The organism is Thalassotalea insulae (genome assembly GCF_030161395.1).
GTDB lineage: Bacteria > Pseudomonadota > Gammaproteobacteria > Enterobacterales > Alteromonadaceae > Thalassotalea_E > Thalassotalea_E insulae.
The window spans coordinates 2004047-2025535 of sequence record NZ_BSST01000001.1 but is presented as its reverse complement, the minus strand read 5'-3'; the positions used below and the strand labels follow the sequence as shown (position 1 = coordinate 2025535).

Annotated in this window: 23 protein-coding genes; 22 read left to right on the top strand and 1 reads right to left on the bottom strand. The window is 39.1% G+C overall.

Annotation, left to right across the window (positions count from 1 at the left end; all coding sequences use genetic code 11):
- Positions 1–7: 7 nt before the first annotated feature.
- A complete protein-coding gene (gene dnaA / locus QQK06_RS09245; RefSeq protein ID WP_284244378.1) occupies positions 8–1381 on the bottom strand; it encodes a chromosomal replication initiator protein DnaA in 1374 nt (457 codons plus the stop codon).
- 456 nt (positions 1382–1837) lie between these two features.
- On the opposite strand from dnaA, the gene rpmH reads away from it, so the two are divergent.
- The 22 genes from rpmH (at position 1838) to QQK06_RS09135 (ending at position 21488) form a co-directional block, all read left to right on the top strand.
- The gene (gene rpmH, locus QQK06_RS09240) at positions 1838–1972 is read left to right on the top strand and encodes a 50S ribosomal protein L34 (protein WP_011045771.1); all 135 of its coding nucleotides are present in this window, start codon (positions 1838–1840) and stop codon (positions 1970–1972) included.
- Positions 1973–2011: 39 nt separating this feature from the next.
- Positions 2012–2365, top strand: a complete 354-nt coding sequence (rnpA, locus tag QQK06_RS09235; RefSeq protein WP_284244377.1) for a ribonuclease P protein component — start codon at positions 2012–2014, stop codon at positions 2363–2365.
- Positions 2335–2583, top strand: a complete 249-nt coding sequence (yidD, locus tag QQK06_RS09230; protein WP_284244376.1) for a membrane protein insertion efficiency factor YidD — start codon at positions 2335–2337, stop codon at positions 2581–2583. Before rnpA ends, yidD begins: the two co-directional genes overlap by 31 nt.
- Before the next feature lie 6 nt (positions 2584–2589).
- Positions 2590–4221 (top strand): membrane protein insertase YidC, encoded by a 1632-nt coding sequence (gene yidC / locus QQK06_RS09225; RefSeq protein ID WP_284244375.1) that lies wholly within the window; start codon positions 2590–2592, stop codon positions 4219–4221.
- Between the two features lie 269 nt (positions 4222–4490).
- On the top strand, positions 4491–5870 hold the full coding sequence (gene mnmE, locus QQK06_RS09220; protein WP_284244374.1) for a tRNA uridine-5-carboxymethylaminomethyl(34) synthesis GTPase MnmE: 1380 nt from the start codon (positions 4491–4493) through the stop codon (positions 5868–5870).
- A 30-nt stretch (positions 5871–5900) separates the two neighbouring features.
- Positions 5901–6344: an FMN-binding protein MioC gene (gene mioC / locus QQK06_RS09215; protein ID WP_284244373.1), complete on the top strand. Its 444-nt coding sequence runs from the start codon at positions 5901–5903 to the stop codon at positions 6342–6344.
- 407 nt (positions 6345–6751) lie between these two features.
- Positions 6752–8641, top strand: coding sequence for a tRNA uridine-5-carboxymethylaminomethyl(34) synthesis enzyme MnmG (gene mnmG, locus QQK06_RS09210; protein WP_284244372.1), 1890 nt, complete (start codon positions 6752–6754; stop codon positions 8639–8641).
- Positions 8642–8668: 27 nt separating this feature from the next.
- Entirely contained in the window at positions 8669–9304 is a 636-nt protein-coding gene (rsmG, locus tag QQK06_RS09205; protein WP_284244371.1) for a 16S rRNA (guanine(527)-N(7))-methyltransferase RsmG, read from the top strand.
- Between the two features lie 17 nt (positions 9305–9321).
- Complete coding sequence (locus tag QQK06_RS09200) at positions 9322–10116, top strand: ParA family protein (protein ID WP_284244370.1); 795 nt, start codon at positions 9322–9324, stop codon at positions 10114–10116.
- 18 nt (positions 10117–10134) lie between these two features.
- Positions 10135–11037, top strand: a complete 903-nt coding sequence (locus QQK06_RS09195) for a ParB/RepB/Spo0J family partition protein (protein ID WP_284244369.1) — start codon at positions 10135–10137, stop codon at positions 11035–11037.
- A gap of 176 nt (positions 11038–11213) precedes the next feature.
- A complete protein-coding gene (locus QQK06_RS09190) occupies positions 11214–11612 on the top strand; it encodes an ATP synthase subunit I (protein ID WP_284244368.1) in 399 nt (132 codons plus the stop codon).
- Between the two features lie 17 nt (positions 11613–11629).
- On the top strand, positions 11630–12397 hold the full coding sequence (atpB, locus tag QQK06_RS09185; protein ID WP_284244367.1) for a F0F1 ATP synthase subunit A: 768 nt from the start codon (positions 11630–11632) through the stop codon (positions 12395–12397).
- 112 nt (positions 12398–12509) lie between these two features.
- Positions 12510–12746: a F0F1 ATP synthase subunit C gene (atpE, locus tag QQK06_RS09180; protein ID WP_284244366.1), complete on the top strand. Its 237-nt coding sequence runs from the start codon at positions 12510–12512 to the stop codon at positions 12744–12746.
- 47 nt (positions 12747–12793) lie between these two features.
- Positions 12794–13264 carry a F0F1 ATP synthase subunit B gene (gene atpF / locus QQK06_RS09175; RefSeq protein ID WP_284244365.1) on the top strand — a complete coding sequence of 157 codons (471 nt, stop codon included), beginning with the start codon at positions 12794–12796 and terminating at the stop codon, positions 13262–13264.
- 12 nt (positions 13265–13276) lie between these two features.
- The gene (gene atpH, locus QQK06_RS09170) at positions 13277–13810 is read left to right on the top strand and encodes a F0F1 ATP synthase subunit delta (RefSeq protein ID WP_284244364.1); all 534 of its coding nucleotides are present in this window, start codon (positions 13277–13279) and stop codon (positions 13808–13810) included.
- Positions 13811–13823: 13 nt separating this feature from the next.
- A complete protein-coding gene (gene atpA, locus QQK06_RS09165; RefSeq protein ID WP_284244363.1) occupies positions 13824–15365 on the top strand; it encodes a F0F1 ATP synthase subunit alpha in 1542 nt (513 codons plus the stop codon).
- Between the two features lie 26 nt (positions 15366–15391).
- Positions 15392–16252, top strand: a complete 861-nt coding sequence (atpG, locus tag QQK06_RS09160) for a F0F1 ATP synthase subunit gamma (RefSeq protein ID WP_284244362.1) — start codon at positions 15392–15394, stop codon at positions 16250–16252.
- 42 nt (positions 16253–16294) lie between these two features.
- The gene (gene atpD, locus QQK06_RS09155; RefSeq protein WP_284244361.1) at positions 16295–17680 is read left to right on the top strand and encodes a F0F1 ATP synthase subunit beta; all 1386 of its coding nucleotides are present in this window, start codon (positions 16295–16297) and stop codon (positions 17678–17680) included.
- 50 nt (positions 17681–17730) lie between these two features.
- Positions 17731–18153 (top strand): F0F1 ATP synthase subunit epsilon, encoded by a 423-nt coding sequence (locus QQK06_RS09150; protein WP_284244360.1) that lies wholly within the window; start codon positions 17731–17733, stop codon positions 18151–18153.
- Between the two features lie 338 nt (positions 18154–18491).
- Positions 18492–19853, top strand: coding sequence for a bifunctional UDP-N-acetylglucosamine diphosphorylase/glucosamine-1-phosphate N-acetyltransferase GlmU (gene glmU / locus QQK06_RS09145; protein ID WP_284244359.1), 1362 nt, complete (start codon positions 18492–18494; stop codon positions 19851–19853).
- Positions 19853–20608: a substrate-binding periplasmic protein gene (locus QQK06_RS09140; RefSeq protein WP_284244358.1), complete on the top strand. Its 756-nt coding sequence runs from the start codon at positions 19853–19855 to the stop codon at positions 20606–20608. The genes glmU and QQK06_RS09140 overlap by 1 nt, the downstream gene beginning before the upstream one ends.
- A gap of 118 nt (positions 20609–20726) precedes the next feature.
- The gene (locus QQK06_RS09135) at positions 20727–21488 is read left to right on the top strand and encodes a DeoR/GlpR family DNA-binding transcription regulator (RefSeq protein WP_284244357.1); all 762 of its coding nucleotides are present in this window, start codon (positions 20727–20729) and stop codon (positions 21486–21488) included.
- The last annotated feature ends 1 nt before the right edge of the window (position 21489 follow it).

The window sequence follows — 21489 nt, the reverse complement described above, 5'->3', positions numbered from 1 at the left end:
CTTATTCTTAGGATGAAAGGGTTCTAGTTAAATTAGAATAATCTTCTTTAATATCGTGAGACTCTTCCCGTAATGCCTTTACTTTTCTGCAGGCATGCAACACGGTAGTATGATCTTTACCGCCAAAAGCATCCCCTATCTCTGGCAAACTATGATTAGTTAACTCCTTCGATAATGCCATTGCAATTTGCCTAGGTCTAGCTACTGAACGATTTCTTCTTTTTGACAGTAAATCAGCCACTTTAATCTTATAATATTCAGCAACTGTCTTCTGAATATTATCGATAGTAACTAACTTATCCTGTAAGGCAAGTAAATCTCGTAACGCTTCTTTAACAAAATCGATATTTATTGCTCTACCGGTAAAATTTGCGTTTGCAATAACTCGATTTAATGCGCCTTCCAGCTCACGAACATTAGAGCGCAATCGTTTAGCAATAAAAAATGCAACTTCATCGGCAAGGTTAATATGGCTTTCTTGCGCTTTACGCTTAAGTATCGCTACCCTAGTTTCAAGTTCAGGTGGCTCAATTGCAATTGTTAAACCCCATCCAAAGCGAGATTTTAATCTGTCCTCTACCCCATCGATCTCTTTAGGATAACGGTCACTGGTTAAAATGATCTGCTGATTACCTTCGAGTAACGCATTAAAGGTATGAAAAAATTCTTCTTGAGTACGCTCTTTATTGGCAAAAAACTGAATATCATCAATCAATAAAGCATCTACACCACGATAATACTGTTTGAATTTTTCAATCGCATTATTTTGCAGCGCACGTACCATATCCTGAACAAAACGTTCAGAATGCATATAAGCAATTTTAGCATTCGGCTTATTAAGCAAAATACCGTTGCCAACAGCATGCAGTAAATGGGTTTTACCTAACCCGGTACCACCGTATATAAATAGTGGATTATATGCTGTGCCCGGATTATCTGCTACTTGCGATGCGGCAGCACGAGCTAACTGGTTTGACTTACCTTCGACAAAATTATCAAAAGTATAATTAACACGGACGTTAGTTTTTTTCGGCAAGTTAGCTTCTGGAAAATTACCTGAATTGCCCGAATTTTTATTATCAGATTTTTTCGGGGCAAATGCTTTTTCGTCTTCCTTAGCCACCTTATTGACCTTGGCTATACTACCAACATCAAAACGCAATAATGGTGGATTTCCACTTTCTTCTAGCGATACCAATTCATTGATACGATCGACATATTTATCTCTGACCCAATCTAAAACAAATCGATTTGGTGCATACAAAGTCATGATGTTTGCATCTACAACACATTGTAAAGGTCGGATCCACATACTAAATTGCTGCGCAGGAAGTTCCTCTTGTAAAATAGAGAGGCATCGTTGCCAAAGAGAATGTTCCAAAAGAAAACTCCAGTAATATAGTAGCGTGTATAAATGATCGTTATCGCTACCAATTAAGATTATTGTTATAAAGAACTCTCATTATCTCTTTAGTTATCCACAAGTGCAATATTGACTTTTCCGATAAAATTGTATTCAACAACTAAAAAAACCTATCCATTTGATTTATTTGCGATAATCTCTTTATATTTAAATCGATTTAAAAAAATTTATATAGAGTTTTTTGCTCTTAATAAACGTGTTTTGATGAAATAACTGACAAAAACTCCCCCTCTTGTTATAAAACTGTGGATATTCAATAGATCATCAAAAGATCCTTTCATGATCTTTTGTTTTTTAGCTAACAATAAATATTGACAATGCCATAGTTTCTATTTAGAATTCGCCCTCATTTTTAGACCCAGTGTGCTCAATACGGCTGTTTTGCCAGGGCAACAACAACCGACGGATAGCGTAATGAAAAGAACATTTCAACCTAGCGTATTAAAGCGTAAACGTAATCACGGATTCCGTGCTCGTATGGCGACTAAAAACGGTCGTGCAGTTATTGCACGTCGTCGTGCTAAAGGCCGTGCACGCCTAAGCGCATAATCTCTTTGTTTAATCTTTAATAAAGAGAAGGTAACCACTATGGTTACTAATAGATTTACTCGGGAGTCACGTTTGTTGACTCCCAGTCAATTCCAAAATGTTTTCAAAAAACCTCTCAGGTTTGGCTCTAGCCATATCACTGTTCTCGTCAGTCCAAATAAATCAGATCAAAAACGTTTAGGTTTAGCTATTGCAAAAAAACGCGTCAAATTAGCCGTTCAACGCAATCGCATTAAACGACAAATACGAGAAAGTTTTCGCTTAACATTACCGATGTTACCCAATATTGATATGGTCATTATGGTGAAATCTGGCGCAGATAAACTTGAAAACGAACAAATTAGACAGCAATTAGAAAAAATATGGCGAAAAATAATTCAACGCCACAACTAATTGCAATATCACTGGTAAGAGCGTATCAACGTTGGCTTAGCCCATTGCTTGGTAGCAATTGTCGATTTATGCCGACTTGTTCAACATACGCTATAGAAGCAATTAATCGCTTTGGTGTAATAAAAGGTTGTTGGTTAGCAGCCAAACGTATACTAAAATGCCACCCACTACACGCGGGAGGAGAAGATCCCGTGCCACCACTAAAAAAAGAGAAATAACATATTATGGAATCTCAACGCAGTTTTCTGTTTATTGCCTTAATGGTTGTCACCTTTTTATTATATCAACAATGGCAATTAGACAATGCACCGGTACAACCACAGCAAGTGGTTAATCAAAGTGATGGAGCTATTTCAAATACTTCGTCGGATGATTTTGTCCCAGCATCAAGTGCAGATAGCCCTGTGGTATCAAATACCACTAAGCCAACCGCTGCGCTGGTTGAAGTTACTACCGATGTATTAAAAATAAAAATTAATACCCAAGGTGGCGATATAGTAGAAGCTACTTTGTTGCAATTTGAAACAAAGCAAGGAAGCAAGATACCATTTACTATAATGCAGCAAGATAGTCTTACCTATATTGCACAAAGTGGTTTAACAGGTGCTCAAGGTATAGATCGCATTATTAAAGGTCGACCAATTTATCAAGTCGCGCAACAGCAATATCAATTAGCTGATGGTTCACCATTAGTAGTTGATCTTACCTATGTAACAGACACAGGATTATCAGTAACCAAACGTTTTACCTTTGAGCAATCGAGCTATAAAGTTGCAGTTGACTATATTATTGATAACAACTCAAGCACCACTGCCAGTGTTGAACTTTACGCACAATTGAAGCAATCGACTATTGTAGAAAAATCAAGTTCTATGCTCCCGACTTATCGTGGCGCTGCTTACTCCACAAAAGAAGAACTTTATGAAAAATACGATTTTGACGATATCGCAGATGCCAACTTAAACATATCAACCCAAGGTGGCTGGGTTGCTATGCTACAACACTACTTTGTTGCGTCGTGGATCCCGGCTCAGAATGAAGTTAACCAACTTTATACTAACTACACCCGTAATGGTGAAGCGGTGATTGGTTTTAAAGCCCCTGCTCTTTTAATCGAGCCTAATGAGCAAGCAACCGCGTCAACCAGCATCTATATTGGCCCTAAAGATCAAGAAAACTTAGACAAAATCGCTGACGGTCTGGAATTAACCGTTGATTTTGGCTTCCTATTTATGATCAGTGCGCCGTTACACTGGCTATTAATGCAAATTCAGGCCTTAATTGGTAACTGGGGCATAGCAATTATTATCATTACTATTATCGTTAAAGGTCTGATGTACCCATTAACGAAAGCGCAATACTCGTCAATGGCGAAAATGCGTGAGCTACAACCAAAAATGACGCAACTAAAAGAGCGTTTTGGTGATGACAGACAAAAAATGTCACAAGCCATGATGGAGCTCTATCGAAAAGAGAAAGTTAATCCAGCCGGTGGTTGTTTACCTCTAATAATCCAAATGCCAATATTTCTGGCGTTATACTGGGTATTCCTAGAAAGTGTAGAGTTACGACATGCAGGCTTTGGCCTATGGCTAACCGATCTGTCATCTAAAGATCCTTACTATATTTTGCCAATATTAATGGGGATCAGTATGTTTATCATGCAAAAAATGCAGCCGATGACAGTACAAGATCCGATGCAACAAAAGATCATGCAGTACATGCCGGTAATGTTTACCGTATTTTTCTTCTGGTTCCCTTCAGGACTGGTTTTATACTGGCTAGTCAGTAACATAATTTCTATTATACAAATGAAGATAATCTTCGCAGCATTAGAAAAACAAAAAGCTAACTAAAGATTATTCACTTGTTAATAAAACGCGACGCTAATACCGTCGCGTTTTTTATATACGGTATACCACGGTTACAAGGGCGTAATAAAATGCCGTTCTATATAACGTACAGCGTTACGCAAATTCATAAATGAAAAAGCGTATAAATAACTCCTTAAATTCATCAATAACTTTTCTGCTTTTTCCACTACCTAACACGAGTATTACCTATTTATCACTTAAGGTTTATAATGGCGCCTGAGAAATAGAGATTAATGATTTAGGTAACAAGTATGACTGCTTACGCTCTCGAGCAAAAAGAAACTATCGCAGCACAAGCTACAGCACCAGGACGTGGTGGTGTAGGTATTATCAGAATTTCAGGTCCGCAAGCGAGTAATGTTGCACAAGCGATACTAGGCAAGGTGCCAGAGCTAAGAAAAGCAGAATATCTAACCTTTAATGACCTAAACCAACAAGCATTAGATCAAGGTATTGCACTTTTCTTTAAAGGGCCAAATTCCTTCACTGGTGAAGATGTACTTGAGTTACAAGGTCATGGCGGCCCAGTAATTCTCGATATGCTGTTAAAGGAAATTTTAGCCTTAAACAAAGTCAGAATGGCAAAACCTGGAGAATTTAGTGAACAAGCTTTTATTAATGACAAACTCGATCTCACTCAAGCCGAAGCAATTGCCGACTTAATTAATTCCAGTTCAGAGCAAGCAGCACGTTGCGCCCTACACTCACTGCAAGGTGATTTTTCCAAACTGGTCCATCAAATGGTAGAAAATACCATACATTTACGTATGTATGTTGAAGCCGCAATAGACTTTCCTGAAGAAGAGATCGACTTTCTTGCCGATGAAAAAATCGTAAATGACTTAAAAGCGATTATCGCGCAAGTTGAGCAGGTTCAGCAGCAAGCCCAACAAGGTAGTATCATCCGTGAAGGTATGCGCGTAGTTATCGCAGGTCGTCCTAATGCTGGCAAATCCAGTTTACTCAATGCATTAAGCGGTAAAGAATCCGCCATAGTAACTGATATTGAAGGCACCACTCGCGATGTCTTATCAGAGCAAATTCATATTGACGGTATGCCACTACATATTATCGATACAGCAGGGCTTAGAGACAGTGCCGATAAAGTGGAACAAATCGGTATTAAACGCGCCTGGCAGGAAATCAATCAGGCCGATCGTATTTTACTCATGGTAGATTCTACTCAAGTACAACACGAAGATCCCAAAACGATCTGGCCAGAATTTTTTGATAAATTACCAGATAACATCGGACTAACGGTGATCCGTAATAAAGCGGATGTCTCCGGCGCACAAACTGGATTAATTAGTGATACAACGCTGCCGACCATTACCTTATCGGCAAAAACCGGTGACGGTGTCACAGCGCTTAAACAGCACTTGAAAGATATCATGGGTTACCAAGGTAACGTTGAAGGTGGTTTTATGGCACGTAGACGTCACTTGGCAGCTTTAGAGCAAGCTCATTTTCATTTAGTCACCGGCTTAGAACAATTAGAAGCTTATGTCGCTGGTGAAATTCTCGCAGAAGAGCTTCGCCTTTGTCAGCAAGCACTCAATCAGATCACTGGCGAATTTACCAATGATGACTTATTAGGACAAATATTTTCATCCTTTTGTATCGGTAAATAATGCCTTTCTCTACATTTTATAAGGAAAATTATGAGTTCTTTTCAAATAATCGTTGGCAGTATGCTTGGCGGAACCGAATACGTCGCCGAAGCTTGTCAAGAGACTTTATCGTCGCTTAATCATCAAACTCAGCTGCATTTTTCACCTGAATTTGAGCAAATACCAATAAAAGATCAAATCTGGTTAATTTGTACCTCGACCCATGGCGCTGGTGATTACCCAGACAACCTACTCCCTTTTGTAAATAAACTAAGATCAAACACTCAAGATCTATCCCCGATCAAATTTTTTGTGATCGGTGTCGGTGATTCTAGCTACGATACCTTTTGTCAGGCTGCAAAAAATATAACTACTGAATTAAAATCAAAGGGTTGCAAAGAATTAATCTCATTAAAAACTTTAGATATGCAATTAGATTTAGATCCTGAAGATGAAGCTCAGGCATGGATCTTAGCTAACAAGGATCGTTTATAACCTGCTTACCCATAAGTTATTCACAAAACAATATAAAAAAACACTCTATTGTGGATAAAAATAAAAAAAACTATGGATTAGCTATTATTTTTCAGTTTATAAAAAATAAATAAATATGGTCTGTGAATAAATAGCCATTTTGATCAAGGCTTATAACGGCTTTGATCAAAGTTTGATCACATCAATACATGTTAGATAATTATATGATTTTAAATAAATAAAAACGCTTATCCACAAAGATCCTTTTTACTAATAAGTAATAATAATAAGATCTTTAAATAGATCTTATATATTATTTAGTGATCCTTCCTCGATCTTTTTCGTCATTTGATCATTCCCCTAGTAACTAAAAAAAGTTAAAATACGTGCCCTTTTATTTTGAACTTAATTTTCAAGGCTAATTTTTTATGTGGTATCAAAACTCATATGAGGTAATTGTTGTTGGCGGCGGACATGCAGGTACAGAAGCTGCATTAGCAGCAGCACGTATGGGTTGTAAGACATTATTGTTAACCCATAATATTGATACTTTAGGTCAAATGTCATGTAATCCAGCAATTGGTGGCATAGGCAAAGGTCACTTAGTCAAAGAAATTGATGCATTAGGTGGTTTAATGGCAACAGCCATAGATCATGCAGCGATCCAATTTCGAACGTTAAATGCCAGTAAAGGCCCAGCTGTAAGAGCTACTCGAGCGCAAGCAGACCGCGCTTTGTACCGCTCTTTTGTTAGAAATTACCTTGAAAACCAAGAAAACTTAACAATATTTCAACAACCATGTGATGATCTTATTTTAGAAAATGATCAAGTGATTGGTGTTTCTACCCAAATGGGCTTGAAATTTAAGGCGCAAACCGTTGTTTTAACGGTAGGAACTTTCTTAGCTGGTCAGATCCATATTGGTTTAAATAATTATCAGGGCGGGCGTGCAGGTGATCCTGCCAGTGTTAATTTAGCGAATAAATTACGTGACATGCCATTTAGGATCGATCGTTTAAAAACTGGAACGCCACCTAGGTTAGATGCCAGAACCCTGGACTTTTCGGTAATGGAAGAACAACCTGGCGATGATCCTCGCCCTGTTTTTTCATTTATGGGATCTCGCGATGATCATCCACAGCAGATTTCTTGTTATATTACTCATACCAATGAAAAAACTCATGATGTTATCCGTAATGGCCTAGATCGTTCACCTATGTATACCGGCGTGATCGAGGGAATAGGCCCTAGATACTGCCCTTCTATTGAAGATAAAATTACTCGCTTTGCTGATAAAAATTCCCATCAAATTTTTGTAGAGCCTGAGGGGCTTACCACACACGAAGTTTACCCTAATGGTATTTCAACTAGTTTACCATTTGATGTACAAATGAACTTGGTACGCTCAATTAAAGGTTTTGAAAATGCTCATATCACCCGCCCTGGTTATGCAATTGAATATGACTTTTTTGATCCTCGTGATCTAAAACAAACCTTAGAAAGTAAGTTTATTAAGAACTTATATTTTGCTGGTCAAATTAATGGTACTACGGGGTACGAAGAAGCTGGGGCACAAGGACTCATTGCTGCAACGAACGCTGCTGCTAATGTACAGGGCAAAGAAGAATTAGTATTAGGTCGCGATCAAGCCTATATGGGGGTATTGATCGATGATCTTGCGACCTTAGGTACCAAAGAGCCCTATCGTATGTTTACTTCGCGCGCAGAATATCGTTTATTGTTACGTGAAGATAATGCCGATATTCGCCTAACAGAACAGGGTCGTAAACTAGGTTTAGTAGATGATGAGCGTTGGCAGCGTTTTAATGAAAAAATGGAAAATATCGCCCAAGAACGTCAGCGATTAAAAGATATTTGGATCCAAAAAGATCATCAACAGGTTGAGCAAGTCAATCAATTATTAAAAACACCGGTAAGTCGGGAAAATAGCCTGGAAGATCTTATTCGTCGTCCTGAAGTACGTTATGACGACTTAATGAAAATAGAGAGCTTAGGTCCAGCAATAGCTGATACACAAGCGGCTGAACAGATTGAAATTCAAATAAAATATGCCGGCTATATCGAACGTCAATTAGATGATATTGCTAAGAAAAAACGTCACGAAGATACCTTGATCCCAACGAGTTTTGATTACGGTCAGATTTCCGGGTTATCAAATGAAGTGGTTGCTAAGTTAACGGATGCCAAACCTGAAACTATTGGCAAAGCGTCGAGAATTTCTGGTATCACACCCGCGGCAATTTCGTTATTATTAGTTTATTTGAAAAAGCATGGCTTGTTGCGTAAAAGTGCGTAACAGGCATTATCGCTTGGAAAGCTTTTAATGTCGCTAAAAGATGAATTAATCGGATTAATCGAACAAACTGATTTAGTAGTCACCGAACTACAAGTGAATCAACTGATCCAATATGTTGAGCTACTGAATAAATGGAATAAGGCTTATAATTTAACGTCGGTAAGAAATCCTAGTGATATGTTAATTAAACATATTATGGATAGTTTAATGGTAGGAAAATATCTAGCGGGTAACTCGTTTATCGATGTTGGAACCGGCCCGGGATTACCGGGTATTCCCCTCGCTATTTTATATCCAGAAAAACAATTTACCTTGCTTGATAGTTTAGGCAAACGCATTACTTTTATTCGTCAGGTTGTTTTTCAATTAAAACTTGCTAATGTATCTCCTCTACTTTCTCGCGTAGAAGACCATCAGCCGCAGCAGTTGTTTGATGGTGTGTTAAGCCGGGCTTTTGCCTCGTTAGAGGATATGATCACCTGGTGCTCACACTTAATTGCTGATGAAAAAGGTCGTTTTTTTGCGTTGAAGGGGCAATACCCGGAAGAAGAATTACAACATTTGCCACAAGGCATAATATTAGAAAATAGCTTTCAAATTAATGTACCTGAACTTGTCGGTGAACGTCATTTGATTGCGTTAAAAAAATCAAACAATAAATAATATTATTTGAGGTTCTAGTGGGAAAAATTATTGCAGTTGCCAACCAAAAAGGTGGCGTCGGAAAAACAACTACCGCTGTTAATTTAGCTGCTTCGTTAGCGGCGACTAAGCGTCAGGTATTATTAATAGATCTTGATCCTCAAGGCAATGCTACTATGGGCAGTGGTATTGATAAATATGAAGTGCCTGCAACCTGCTATGAACTGCTGATCGATGAAACGCCGTTCGAGCAAGTTGTCTGTAAAGAGACTTCTGGGATTTATGATTTAATCGCTGCTAATACTGATGTCACTGCTGCTGAAATTAAATTAATGGAAGTGTTTGCCCGCGAGCAACGTTTAAAAAACGCACTGGCACCGGTGAAAAAGCAATACGATTTTATTATTATTGACTGCCCACCTTCATTGAATATGTTAACCGTTAATGCGATGACAGCTGCAGATTCCGTATTAGTGCCGATGCAATGTGAGTACTATGCGCTCGAAGGTTTAACTGCGTTAATGGATACCATTTCACAATTAACTTCTGTGGTAAATGGCGATCTACACATTGAAGGCATCTTGCGTACTATGTATGATCCGCGCAACCGCTTGGCCAATGATGTTTCTGAACAGCTAAAACGTCATTTTGGTGATAAGGTTTATCGAACCGTAATACCACGTAATGTTAGGTTAGCCGAAGCGCCAAGCTTTGGCGCACCTGCAATGTATTATGATAAATCATCTACCGGTGCTAAAGCGTATTTAGCACTAGCGGGTGAAATATTGCGTAAAGCAGAACAAAAAAAACAATGTTCTGAACTAGTTAAGTAAAATTTAGCAAGGAAAATTATGAGTCCGTCAAAACGCAGAGGCCTTGGTCGTGGATTAGATGCATTATTAACCAATGCGCCACGTAAGCAAGAAGAAAGTAGCAATCAACCAACCACTCAGGCGGGATCAGAGAGTAACAATACCAGCGAATTACAAAAATTACCGATTGAGCAGTTACAACCGGGTAAATATCAACCTCGTAAAGACATGTCACCGGATGCGCTAGAGGAACTGTCTCATTCAATAAAATCGCAAGGTATTATTCAGCCTATAGTTGTTAGACCTCTTGCTAAAAATAGTTATGAAATTATTGCCGGTGAACGTCGTTGGCGTGCTGCACAATTGGCTGAAATTGATTTAGTCCCTTGTTTAATTAAAGATGTGCCTGATGAAGCTGCTGTTGCGATGGCATTGATTGAAAATATTCAACGGGAAGATCTTAATGCGATGGAAGAAGCTATCGCTTTAGACAGACTGTTAACTGAGTTCGAATTAACTCATCAGGAAGTGGCCGATGCTGTCGGTAAATCGCGCACCACAGTGACTAACTTATTACGTTTAAATAACTTAAACGATGAAGTCAAAACTTTGTTAGAACATGGCGATATTGAAATGGGTCATGCTCGCGCCCTACTTGCTTTACAAAATGATCAACAAACAACTGCCGCGAGAACGGTTGTTGCCAAAGAATATAATGTAAGAGAAACGGAAAACTTTATTAAGAAGTTACAGGAACCAGAAAAACCTAAAGCTGAAAAAGTAAAAGACCCTGATACTCAATCATTAGAGCAAAGCCTTTCGGAAAAATTGGGTTCACAAGTGACTATTTCGCATAATACCAAAGGGAAAGGCAAGTTAGTTATTTCTTATACCAACCTTGATGAACTTGATGGAATTGTCGCCAGATTTGGCTCTTTTTAATTATTCTTATTAATCAAGTTAAAAATTTGCAATTATTCGCACATATTGAGGGCAACAAATGCCCTCTTTTGTTGCATTAATAACGTAATTAAGTATACTTGCGTCGGCTTGATTAAGTTATAAATTCGACTTAAAAGAAGCATAAGTTTTACGAAGATTTTCGTTTGGAGAGCGTTGTGACAACTAGGCAAAAAAATGCCTTAACCAAAACCGGACGAAAATACGCAAATCTACAAATTGCGTTAATGATATTTTCCGTATTAACTTGTGCCGCAGTAACATATTTATTTTGGGGATTATCTCACGCGACTTCGGTATTAGCCGGAGGAGCTGTTGCGATAATCCCTAATGTTGTCTTCGCAATTAAAGCGTTTCGCTATGCAGGAGCAACTGCGTCAAAGAAAGTGATGGAGTCATTTTTTAGCGGCGTAAAATTAAAATTGGGTTTGACGGCGCTTTTATTCGCACTAGTCTTTAAATTTTTAGTGATTATTCCGCTACCCTTTTTTGCAAGTTTTTGTTTAGTAGTGGTTATGCCACTGGTAACACCATTTTTATTAAAATTTAAACTTTAATCATTAGGAACTTTAATATGTCTGCAGGTGAAATAACCAGCCAAGAATATATTAAACATCATTTGCACAATCTAACTGTGGGTGAAGGCTTTTGGGCTGTCCACATAGATACGCTAGGATGGTCAATATTTTTAGGCTTAGTTTTTCTTTATATCTTCCGCTCTGTTGCAAAAAAAGCGGATACTGGCGTACCGGGTAAATTACAATGTGCAGTTGAGATGATCGTCGGCTTTGTTGATGACAGCGTTAAAAGCACTTTTCATGGTAATAATCCGTTAATTGCACCATTAGCCCTAACTATTTTTGTTTGGGTGTTATTAATGAATGCTATGGATTGGGTCCCTGTGGATCTATTACCTAGAATTTTTGAGTTGTTTGGTGTGCATTATATGAAAGCGGTACCGACAACGGATATGAATATGACGTTAGGTTTAGCGTTTGGCGTATTTATCCTAATTATTTACTATTCAATCAAAGTGAAAGGTATTGGTGGTTTCATTAAAGAATTAACTACCCAACCTTTTGGACATTGGTCATTGTATTGGTTGAACTTTATTCTTGAAGTAGTCACGATGTTAGCTCGTCCATTATCATTAGCGTTACGTTTATTCGGTAACTTATATGCGGGTGAATTAATATTCTTATTGATTGCGACATTAGGGATTGCCCAATTGCCAGTGCACTTTATATGGGCTGCGTTCCATTTATTGGTTATCCCATTACAAGCGTTTATTTTTATGATGCTAACTATTGTTTACCTTAGTTTAGCTCACGAAGATCATTAACTTTTCGGGAATATGTTAGGACGGCATTAGCCGGCTCGAAAGGTAAAGGGCAGGAAGCCCATAATACTAAATTTTTAACTTTAAACTTTACTTTTAATAATCGGAGATAGAAATGGAAAACTTAGGTTTACTATATATTGCAGCAGCACTACTTATCGGCTTAGGTGCTTTAGGTACAGCTATTGGTTTTGGTTTATTAGGTGGCAAATTCTTAGAATCAGCTGCTCGTCAACCAGAATTAGCACCTCAACTACAAGTAAAAATGTTCATCGTAGCGGGTCTTATCGATGCAATCGCGATGATCGGTGTAGCAATGGGCTTATACATATTATTCGTTAAAATTGGTTAATTTTTTAACTTTTATTAATCAATACGAATTTTATAGGAGGTACACAAATGAATATTAATATGACCTTAATCGGTGAATTAATCGCATTTGTCGTATTTGTAATTTTTTGCATGAAGTATGTATGGCCACCAATTATTGGTGCCATTGAAACACGTCAGAAAACGATTGCTGACGGGTTAGCTGCTTCAGATCGTGCTGCTAAAGATCTTGAGCTTGCTCAAGAAAAAGCTACGGCACAACTAAAAGACGCTAAAGCGCAAGCAGCTGAGATTGTTGAAGCTGCGAAAAAGCGTGAAGCTCAAATTGTTGAAGAAGCCGCTGAAAAAGCACAAGCAGAGAAAGCAAAAATTATCGCTGCTGGTCATGCAGAAATAGAGACTGAACGTAACCAAGCGAAAGAAGAATTACGCCAACAAGTGGCGATTCTTGCAGTAGCTGGTGCTGAGAAAATTCTCGAGCGTTCAATTGATGCCGCTGCTCACAGCGACATCTTAGATAAACTTGTAGCTGAACTTTAAGAGGGAAGAGCTATGTCTGAATTGACAACTGTCGCTCGACCCTACGCCAAAGCAGCGTTTGATTTTGCTGTTGAAGCTAATGCCGTAGATAGCTGGCTGGAAATGCTAGTGTTTGCAGCTGAAGTTTCTCAAAATGAAACTATCGTTAACTACCTTTCTGGTGGTGCTTCGGTTGAGCAAGCCACAGATTTATTTTTAAAAGTCTGCGGTGAGCAAATAGACAGCAAAGGCCAAAACTTAATTAAGTTGATGGCTGAAAATCATCGTTTGTTGGTGCTACCACAGGTACTGGCTCAATTCAGTGAATTAAAAGCTGAATATGAGAAAGAAATTGCTGTGGATGTTACATCTGCTGTGAAATTAAAAGCAGCACAACAAAAAGTAATAAGCGCCGCGCTTGAAAAGCGTTTGGCTAGAAAAGTAAAGCTCAATTGTGTTGTCGACGCAAACGTGGTTTCCGGCTTGTTAATTAAAGCGGGTGACATGGTTATAGATGGTTCAATCAGAGGTAAATTGAACCGCTTAGCAACAACAATGCAATCTTAACGGGGAACAGAGCATGCAACTGAATTCCACTGAAATCGCTGAACTGATCAAGAATAGAATTGAACAGTTTGACGTAGTTAGTGAAGCTCGTAATGAAGGTACTATTGTTTCAGTAACTGACGGTATCATTCGCATCCACGGTCTTGCAGACGTAATGCAAGGTGAGATGATCGAACTTCCTGGCAGCCGCTATGCAATCGCGTTGAACTTAGAACGTGATTCTGTAGGTGCGGTTGTTATGGGTCCATACGCAGACCTAGCAGAAGGCGTAAAAGTTAAAGGTACAGGCCGTATTTTGGAAGTACCTGTTGGTCGTGGTCTATTAGGCCGCGTAGTTAACACCTTAGGTGAGCCAATCGATGGCAAAGGCCCAATCGATAACGATGGTTTTTCACCTATCGAAGTCGTAGCTCCTGGTGTTATCGAACGTAAATCAGTTGATCAGCCTGTACAAACAGGTATCAAATCAATTGACTCTATGATTCCTATCGGTCGTGGTCAGCGTGAGCTCATCATTGGTGACCGTCAGGTTGGTAAATCTGCAATCGCATTAGATGCCATCATTAACCAGAAGAACACAGGTATTAAGTCTATCTATGTTGCTGTTGGTCAAAAAGCTTCGACTGTTGCAAACGTAGTTCGCAGCTTAGAAGAACATGGTGCATTAGAAAATACTATTGTTGTTGTTGCCTCTGCTTCTGAAGCAGCAGCATTACAATACTTAGCACCTTACTCTGGTTGTACTATGGGTGAATACTTCCGTGACCGCGGTGAAGATGCGTTAATCGTTTATGATGATTTGTCTAAACAAGCTGTTGCTTATCGTCAAATTTCATTGCTATTACGTCGTCCACCAGGACGTGAAGCATACCCAGGTGACGTTTTCTATCTTCACTCTCGCTTATTAGAACGTGCTGCTCGTGTAAATGAAGCATACGTTGAGCGTTTCACTAACGGTGAAGTGAAAGGTAAAACAGGTTCATTAACGGCTTTACCTATTATTGAAACACAAGCGGGTGACGTTTCTGCATTCGTACCAACTAACGTAATTTCGATTACTGATGGTCAGATCTTCTTAGAATCTAACCTATTTAACGCAGGTATTCGTCCTGCGGTAAATGCGGGTATCTCGGTATCTCGTGTTGGTGGTGCAGCGCAAACAAAAATCATCAAAAAATTAGGTGGTGGTATCCGTTTAGCATTGGCTCAATATGCTGAGCTAGCAGCGTTCGCGCAGTTTGCATCTGACTTAGATGATGCGACTCGTGCTCAATTAGAGCATGGTCAACGTGTAACTGAATTGATGAAGCAAAAACAATACAGCCCGTTATCAATTGCAGAAACAGCGGTTTCGCTATTTGCTGCTGAAAAAGGCTATCTAAATGACGTTGAAATCAACAAAGTAGTTGATTTTGAAGCAGCGTTACTTAGCTATGTCAATAATGAGCAAGCTGAATTGATGGCTACAATCAACGAAAGTGGCGATTACAACAAAGACATTGAAGCAGGTTTAGCGAAAGCGATTGAAACTTTCAAAGCTACGCAAACTTGGTAATTAGTTAACTTTCGGAGAGAATAGTCATGTCCGGCGCTAAAGAGATAAAATCGAAGATTGGAAGCGTACAAAATACGCAGAAGATCACCAGCGCGATGGAAATGGTTGCAGCCAGTAAGATGCGCAGAGCGCAAGAGTCTATGGCTGCCTCTCGTCCATACGCTGAAAATATGCGAAATGTGATCGGTCACATCGCGCTAGGTAACTTAGAATATCGCCATCCATATTTGGAAGAGCGTGAAGTTAAGCGCGTAGGCTATATCGTTGTCTCTACTGATCGTGGATTATGTGGTGGCTTGAATATTAACTTATTCAAGCAAGTGCTTGCTGATGCTGGTAAATGGCAAGAGCAAGGTGCTGAAGTTGAGTTTGGTATTGTTGGTTCAAAAGCGACTGCTTTTTTCAACAATATGGGCGCCAACGTAACATCACAAATTTCAGGATTGGGTGATAGCCCTTCAGTAACTGACCTTATCGGTAGTGTTAAGGTAATGCTGAATGCCTATGACAATGGTGACATTGATAGGTTGTTCATTGTGTATAACAAATTCGTTAACACCATGACGCAACAGCCGACCATCGATCAACTTTTACCTTTACCTAAGTCAGACGATGACGCAATACAACATCGTTGGGATTACTTATACGAGCCGGATGCGCAAGCCTTGCTTGACCAGTTATTGGTTCGTTATACAGAGTCTCAAGTATATCAAGGTGTAGTTGAAAACCTCGCATGTGAGCAAGCTGCTCGTATGGTTGCGATGAAAGCCGCAACAGACAATGCGGGTGACTTAATCGGCGAATTACAATTGGTATATAACAAAGCACGTCAAGCAAGCATCACCCAAGAATTGAGTGAGATTTGTGCTGGTGCTGCAGCGGTATAGGTAACTGTTCTTGTAAAAGAGCACAATTATAGAGGATTAAACATGAGTACAGGTAAAGTCGTCCAAATCATTGGCGCAGTTGTGGATGTAGAATTCCCACAAAATGCTGTACCTCAGGTATATGACGCATTAAATGTTACTGAAGGTGACCTTTCAGGCTTAGTACTTGAAGTACAACAGCAATTAGGTGGTGGTGTAGTTCGTGCTATCGCTATGGGTTCTTCTGACGGTTTGCGTCGTGGTCTGAACGTAGAAAACACAGGTAATAACATCCAAGTTCCAGTAGGTACTGCAACCTTGGGTCGTATTATGAACGTATTGGGTGAGCCTATTGATGAAGCTGGCCCAATCGGCGAAGAAGAAAAATGGTCAATTCACCGTGAAGCGCCAGCGTATGCTGATCAAGCGGCAGCGAATGAATTGTTAGAAACAGGTATCAAAGTAATCGACTTGGTATGTCCATTCGCTAAGGGTGGTAAAGTTGGTTTATTCGGTGGTGCTGGTGTTGGTAAAACCGTTAACATGATGGAGCTTATCCGTAACATCGCAATCGAACACAGTGGTTACTCTGTTTTCGCTGGTGTAGGTGAGCGTACTCGTGAAGGTAACGATTTCTATCATGAAATGAACGATTCTAACGTACTTGATAAAGTAGCGTTGGTTTACGGTCAAATGAATGAGCCTCCAGGAAACCGTTTACGTGTTGCGATGACTGGTTTGACTATGGCTGAGAAGTTCCGTGACGAAGGTCGTGACGTACTTTTCTTCGTAGATAACATTTATCGTTATACGCTTGCTGGTACTGAGGTATCTGCATTATTAGGTCGTATGCCATCAGCGGTAGGTTACCAACCAACGCTTGCTGAAGAAATGGGTGTACTTCAAGAACGTATTACTTCAACTAAGAAAGGTTCAATTACCTCAATCCAAGCGGTATACGTACCTGCGGATGACTTGACTGACCCTTCACCGGCAACTACCTTTGCTCACTTAGACGCAACTGTTGTACTTTCTCGTGATATCGCGGCTCAAGGTATCTACCCGGCAATCGATCCACTTGACTCTACATCACGTCAATTAGATCCATTAGTGATTGGTACTGAGCACTATGAAGTAGCACGTGGCGTACAATCTACATTACAACGCTATAAAGAACTTAAAGATATTATCGCAATCTTAGGTATGGATGAGCTTTCTGAAGAAGATAAGCAAACTGTTGACCGTGCTCGTAAGATCCAGCGTTTCTTATCACAACCGTTCTTCGTTGCTGAAGTATTCACAGGTTCTCCTGGTAAGTATGTATCACTTAAAGACACGATTGCTGGCTTTAAAGGTATTCTTGCGGGTGAATATGATGATTTACCAGAGCAAGCGTTCTACATGGTTGGTTCTATTGAAGAAGCAACTGAGAAAGCGAAAAACATGTAATGTAGGCTGGCGACTGATTAATAGTTATTAGTCGCCTATTTGGAGGTCATATGGCATATACAAGTGTCAATCTGAATGTAGTAAGTGCAGAGGAGAGTTTGTTCTCTGGTGCCATTGAATCATTACAGATCACAGGTAGCGAAGGTGAGCTAGGTATTATGCCTGGTCACGCACCTTTGCTGACCTCGCTAAAACCTGGTATGGCAAGAATCGTTAAGAAAGGTGGTGACGAAGAAGTTATCTACATTTCTGGCGGTATGCTTGAAGTTCAGCCGAATCAAATCATTGTGTTAGCCGATGTGGCTACACGTGGTGCTGATTTAGATGAACAGGCTGCTCAAGAAGCGAAACAACGTGCAGAAGAGCATTTAAATGCTCATGGCGACGATGTTAACTACGCAGAAGCAGCAGCGGAATTAGCACGAGCAGTAGCTAAATTACGTGTTATTCAAGCGGCGAAGAAAAAACTCTAGCCCATGCGGTAATAAGACAACACTAAGTTTTAGTGATTGAGGAAAAGCGACCTTTACTTTGGTAAGTGGTCGCTTTTTTATTGCGAGATTTTCTTAAAATTAGGAGGGCGATTAGCTAGATCGCTTGATATAAAGATGAAGCCCTCAGCTTGGTGGTATTTTTAAAGGAGATGATGGGAAGGTTTTTTAAAGTGATTTAAGTATTATTTGTTGGCATGTTGTGTGAAAAATAATTCAAAATACTGATGGAAAATTGTTATTAAACAAAGTTACAATTTCTTTATCAACGCTTATACGTTAACGTATAGGCTTAATTAATAACGATTAATGGAATAGCTATGTCTCTGTCAGTTGTCATCCTTGCTGCGGGTAAAGGTACCCGTATGCGTTCAGCCTTACCTAAAGTGCTACATACCGTTGCCGACAAACCTATGGTAAGTCATGTTATTAATGCTGCCCGTTGTTTAAATGCCGAAAATATCTATGTAGTTTACGGTTTTGGTGGGGAAATTTTAAAAGCGAATATTAGCGGTGATGATTTAACCTTTATTGAGCAAAAAGAGCAGCTAGGTACCGGGCATGCTGTAGATATGGCATCTCCCTTTATCAAAGATGATGAAGACGTTTTAGTGTTATATGGTGATGTGCCATTAACCCGGGTTAATACTTTAGAAAACCTAATAGCAGTTAAGCCTGATAATGGTATGGCATTACTAACGGTGCATTTACAAAACCCGACCGGTTATGGTCGTATTGTCCGTGATAATCATCAGGTGGTTGGTATTGTAGAGCAAAAAGATGCTAATGCTGATCAGCTAGCAATTAAGGAAGCCAATACCGGTATATTGTTAGCGAATGGCGGCGATTTAAAACGTTGGCTGGCTAACTTATCTAATGACAATGCTCAGGGAGAATATTATTTAACTGATGTTATTGCTGCTTGTCATAATGAAGGGAAAATTATAGCAACTGCACATCCTGAAACGGAAGTTGAAGTTGAAGGGGCAAATAACCGGGTACAACTGGCGGCATTAGAGCGAGCATATCAGTTAAGAGAAGCAGAAACTTTAATGCTTAATGGTGCGAGTTTGCGCGATCCTAACCGTATTGATATTCGTGGAAAAATGCTCATCGGACAAGAAGTACAAATTGATGTTAATTGTATTTTCGAAGGTGAAGTGGTTTTGGCTAACGGTGTTGCTATTGGAGCAAACTGTATTTTAAAAGACTGTACCATAGGTGAAAATACTATTATTAAACCTAACTCTATTATTGAAGGGGCAGTCATTGGTGATCAATGTTCCGTTGGGCCATTTGCTCGTATTCGTCCTGATACTATAATGAATAAAGATTCTCATGTCGGCAATTTTGTTGAGTTGAAGAAAACCATTCTTGGCGAAGGTAGTAAATCAGGTCATTTAACTTATTTAGGTGATACTACTATTGGTAAAAACGTCAATATTGGTGCTGGTACCATTACCTGTAATTATGACGGGGTTAACAAATCTCAAACTATAATTGATGATGAAGCCTTTATTGGCTCAAACAGTTCACTAGTGGCGCCGGTGTTTATCGGTACAACAGCAACCGTAGGTGCAGGTTCTGTGGTGACTAAAGATGTTGAAAATGAAGAACTGGCTATTGCCCGGGGTAAACAGCGAAATGTTAAAGGCTGGCAACGACCAACTAAGAAGAGTTAATGAAACTATGCATTAATTATCTACTCATTTCTTACTTAATGGTGGGCTTATTCCTAAGTCCATCGTCTTGTATTGCTTCCAAATTAAAAGTCGTATCGACAGAAAATAAACTATTACAGTATAAAGAAAAAAATCAACTTAAAGGACCAAGTGCTGAAATATTTAAGCTATTAATGGTTGATGCTAAGTTATCGGCAACTGTAGACTTTATGCCTTGGTCTAGAGCTTTTAAACTTGCCAGTGAGCAAGCCAATACCATGATTTTTACTATGGTAAGAACTAGTGAACGCGAAAGCAAGTTTCATTGGTTATTGGCAGTAAGTGATGTTGTACGAGCATTTGTATCGTTAAAGCAGCGCCCAGAACTCAAGTTAAGCACTATTGCTCAGGCAAAAAATCATAGTATTGCGGTGGTAAGGGGATCTTATGGATTGTCGTCTTTACTTAAACTTGGATTTAAGGAAGGAGAGAATATTTACTTGGTCGCCAATAATAAAATAGCTATTAATTTACTAATGAGTGAAAAAGTTGATTTTATCTTTGTAGATCCTAGTATTCTAACACCTTATTTCTTAGCTCAAGGCATAGTTACTGAGCAAGTTATAAATAAATACATTTTCCCCGAAACCCGCAGTCAAGGCTATATTGCACTGAATAAAAACTCCACACCTGAATTGGTTAGGGTATTACAACTGTCTGCAAAGCATGTAATGCAAAACTCTCTTTATCAGTATTACTATCATCTAGAACCATAATATCAACGTTAAATAACCTAAGAATAAACCTAATATTCCTGATCTGAACTATTGAATAAATTTATAAAAAACCTATAATAACTTTCGGTTTGAAATTTATGGTCGTAAATCGAAACTAATGTCTAAACGAAATACTAAGCAACGCCGTCATATTATCATCACTGAATTGAATAAATTAGGTGAAGTGAGCGTTGATCAATTAGCTAAAAAATTTGATACATCAGAAGTTACTATCCGTAAAGATTTAGCTGCGTTAGAAAATAGTGGCTTGTTATTGCGCCGTTATGGTGGTGCGGTACCTTTGCCAAGTGAGTTGATCGAAGCTAAAAGTGATAAAGTTTCAAAACGAAAGGTTAGTATCGCTGAGAAAGCAGCGACATTAATTCGTGATCATAATCGCATTATTTTAGATAGCGGCAGTACTACTTCTGCATTAGTGAAAGAGCTCAGCAACAAGCAAGGCTTAGTGGTAATGACTAACTCGCTCGCTATTGCAAAAGAAATTCATGCTTTAGAAAATGAACCTACCTTATTGATGACCGGTGGCACTTGGGATCCTCATTCAGAATCATTTCAGGGTAAAGTAGCAGAAAGCGTACTGCGTTCTTACGACTTTGACCAATTGTTTATTGGTGCTGATGGTATCGACATCGAACGAGGTACGACGACCTTTAACGAATTGCTTGGCTTAAGTCAGGTGATGGCAGAAGTTTCTCGTGAAGTGATTGTTATGGTTGAATCAGAGAAACTTAATAGAAAAATACCTAATTTGGAAATTCCATGGTCTGATATTCATACTTTGATCACAGATGATGATATGCCGATGGAAATTAGAGAAAAAATTATTGCTCAGGACATTAATGTTATTTGTGTCCAGTAAC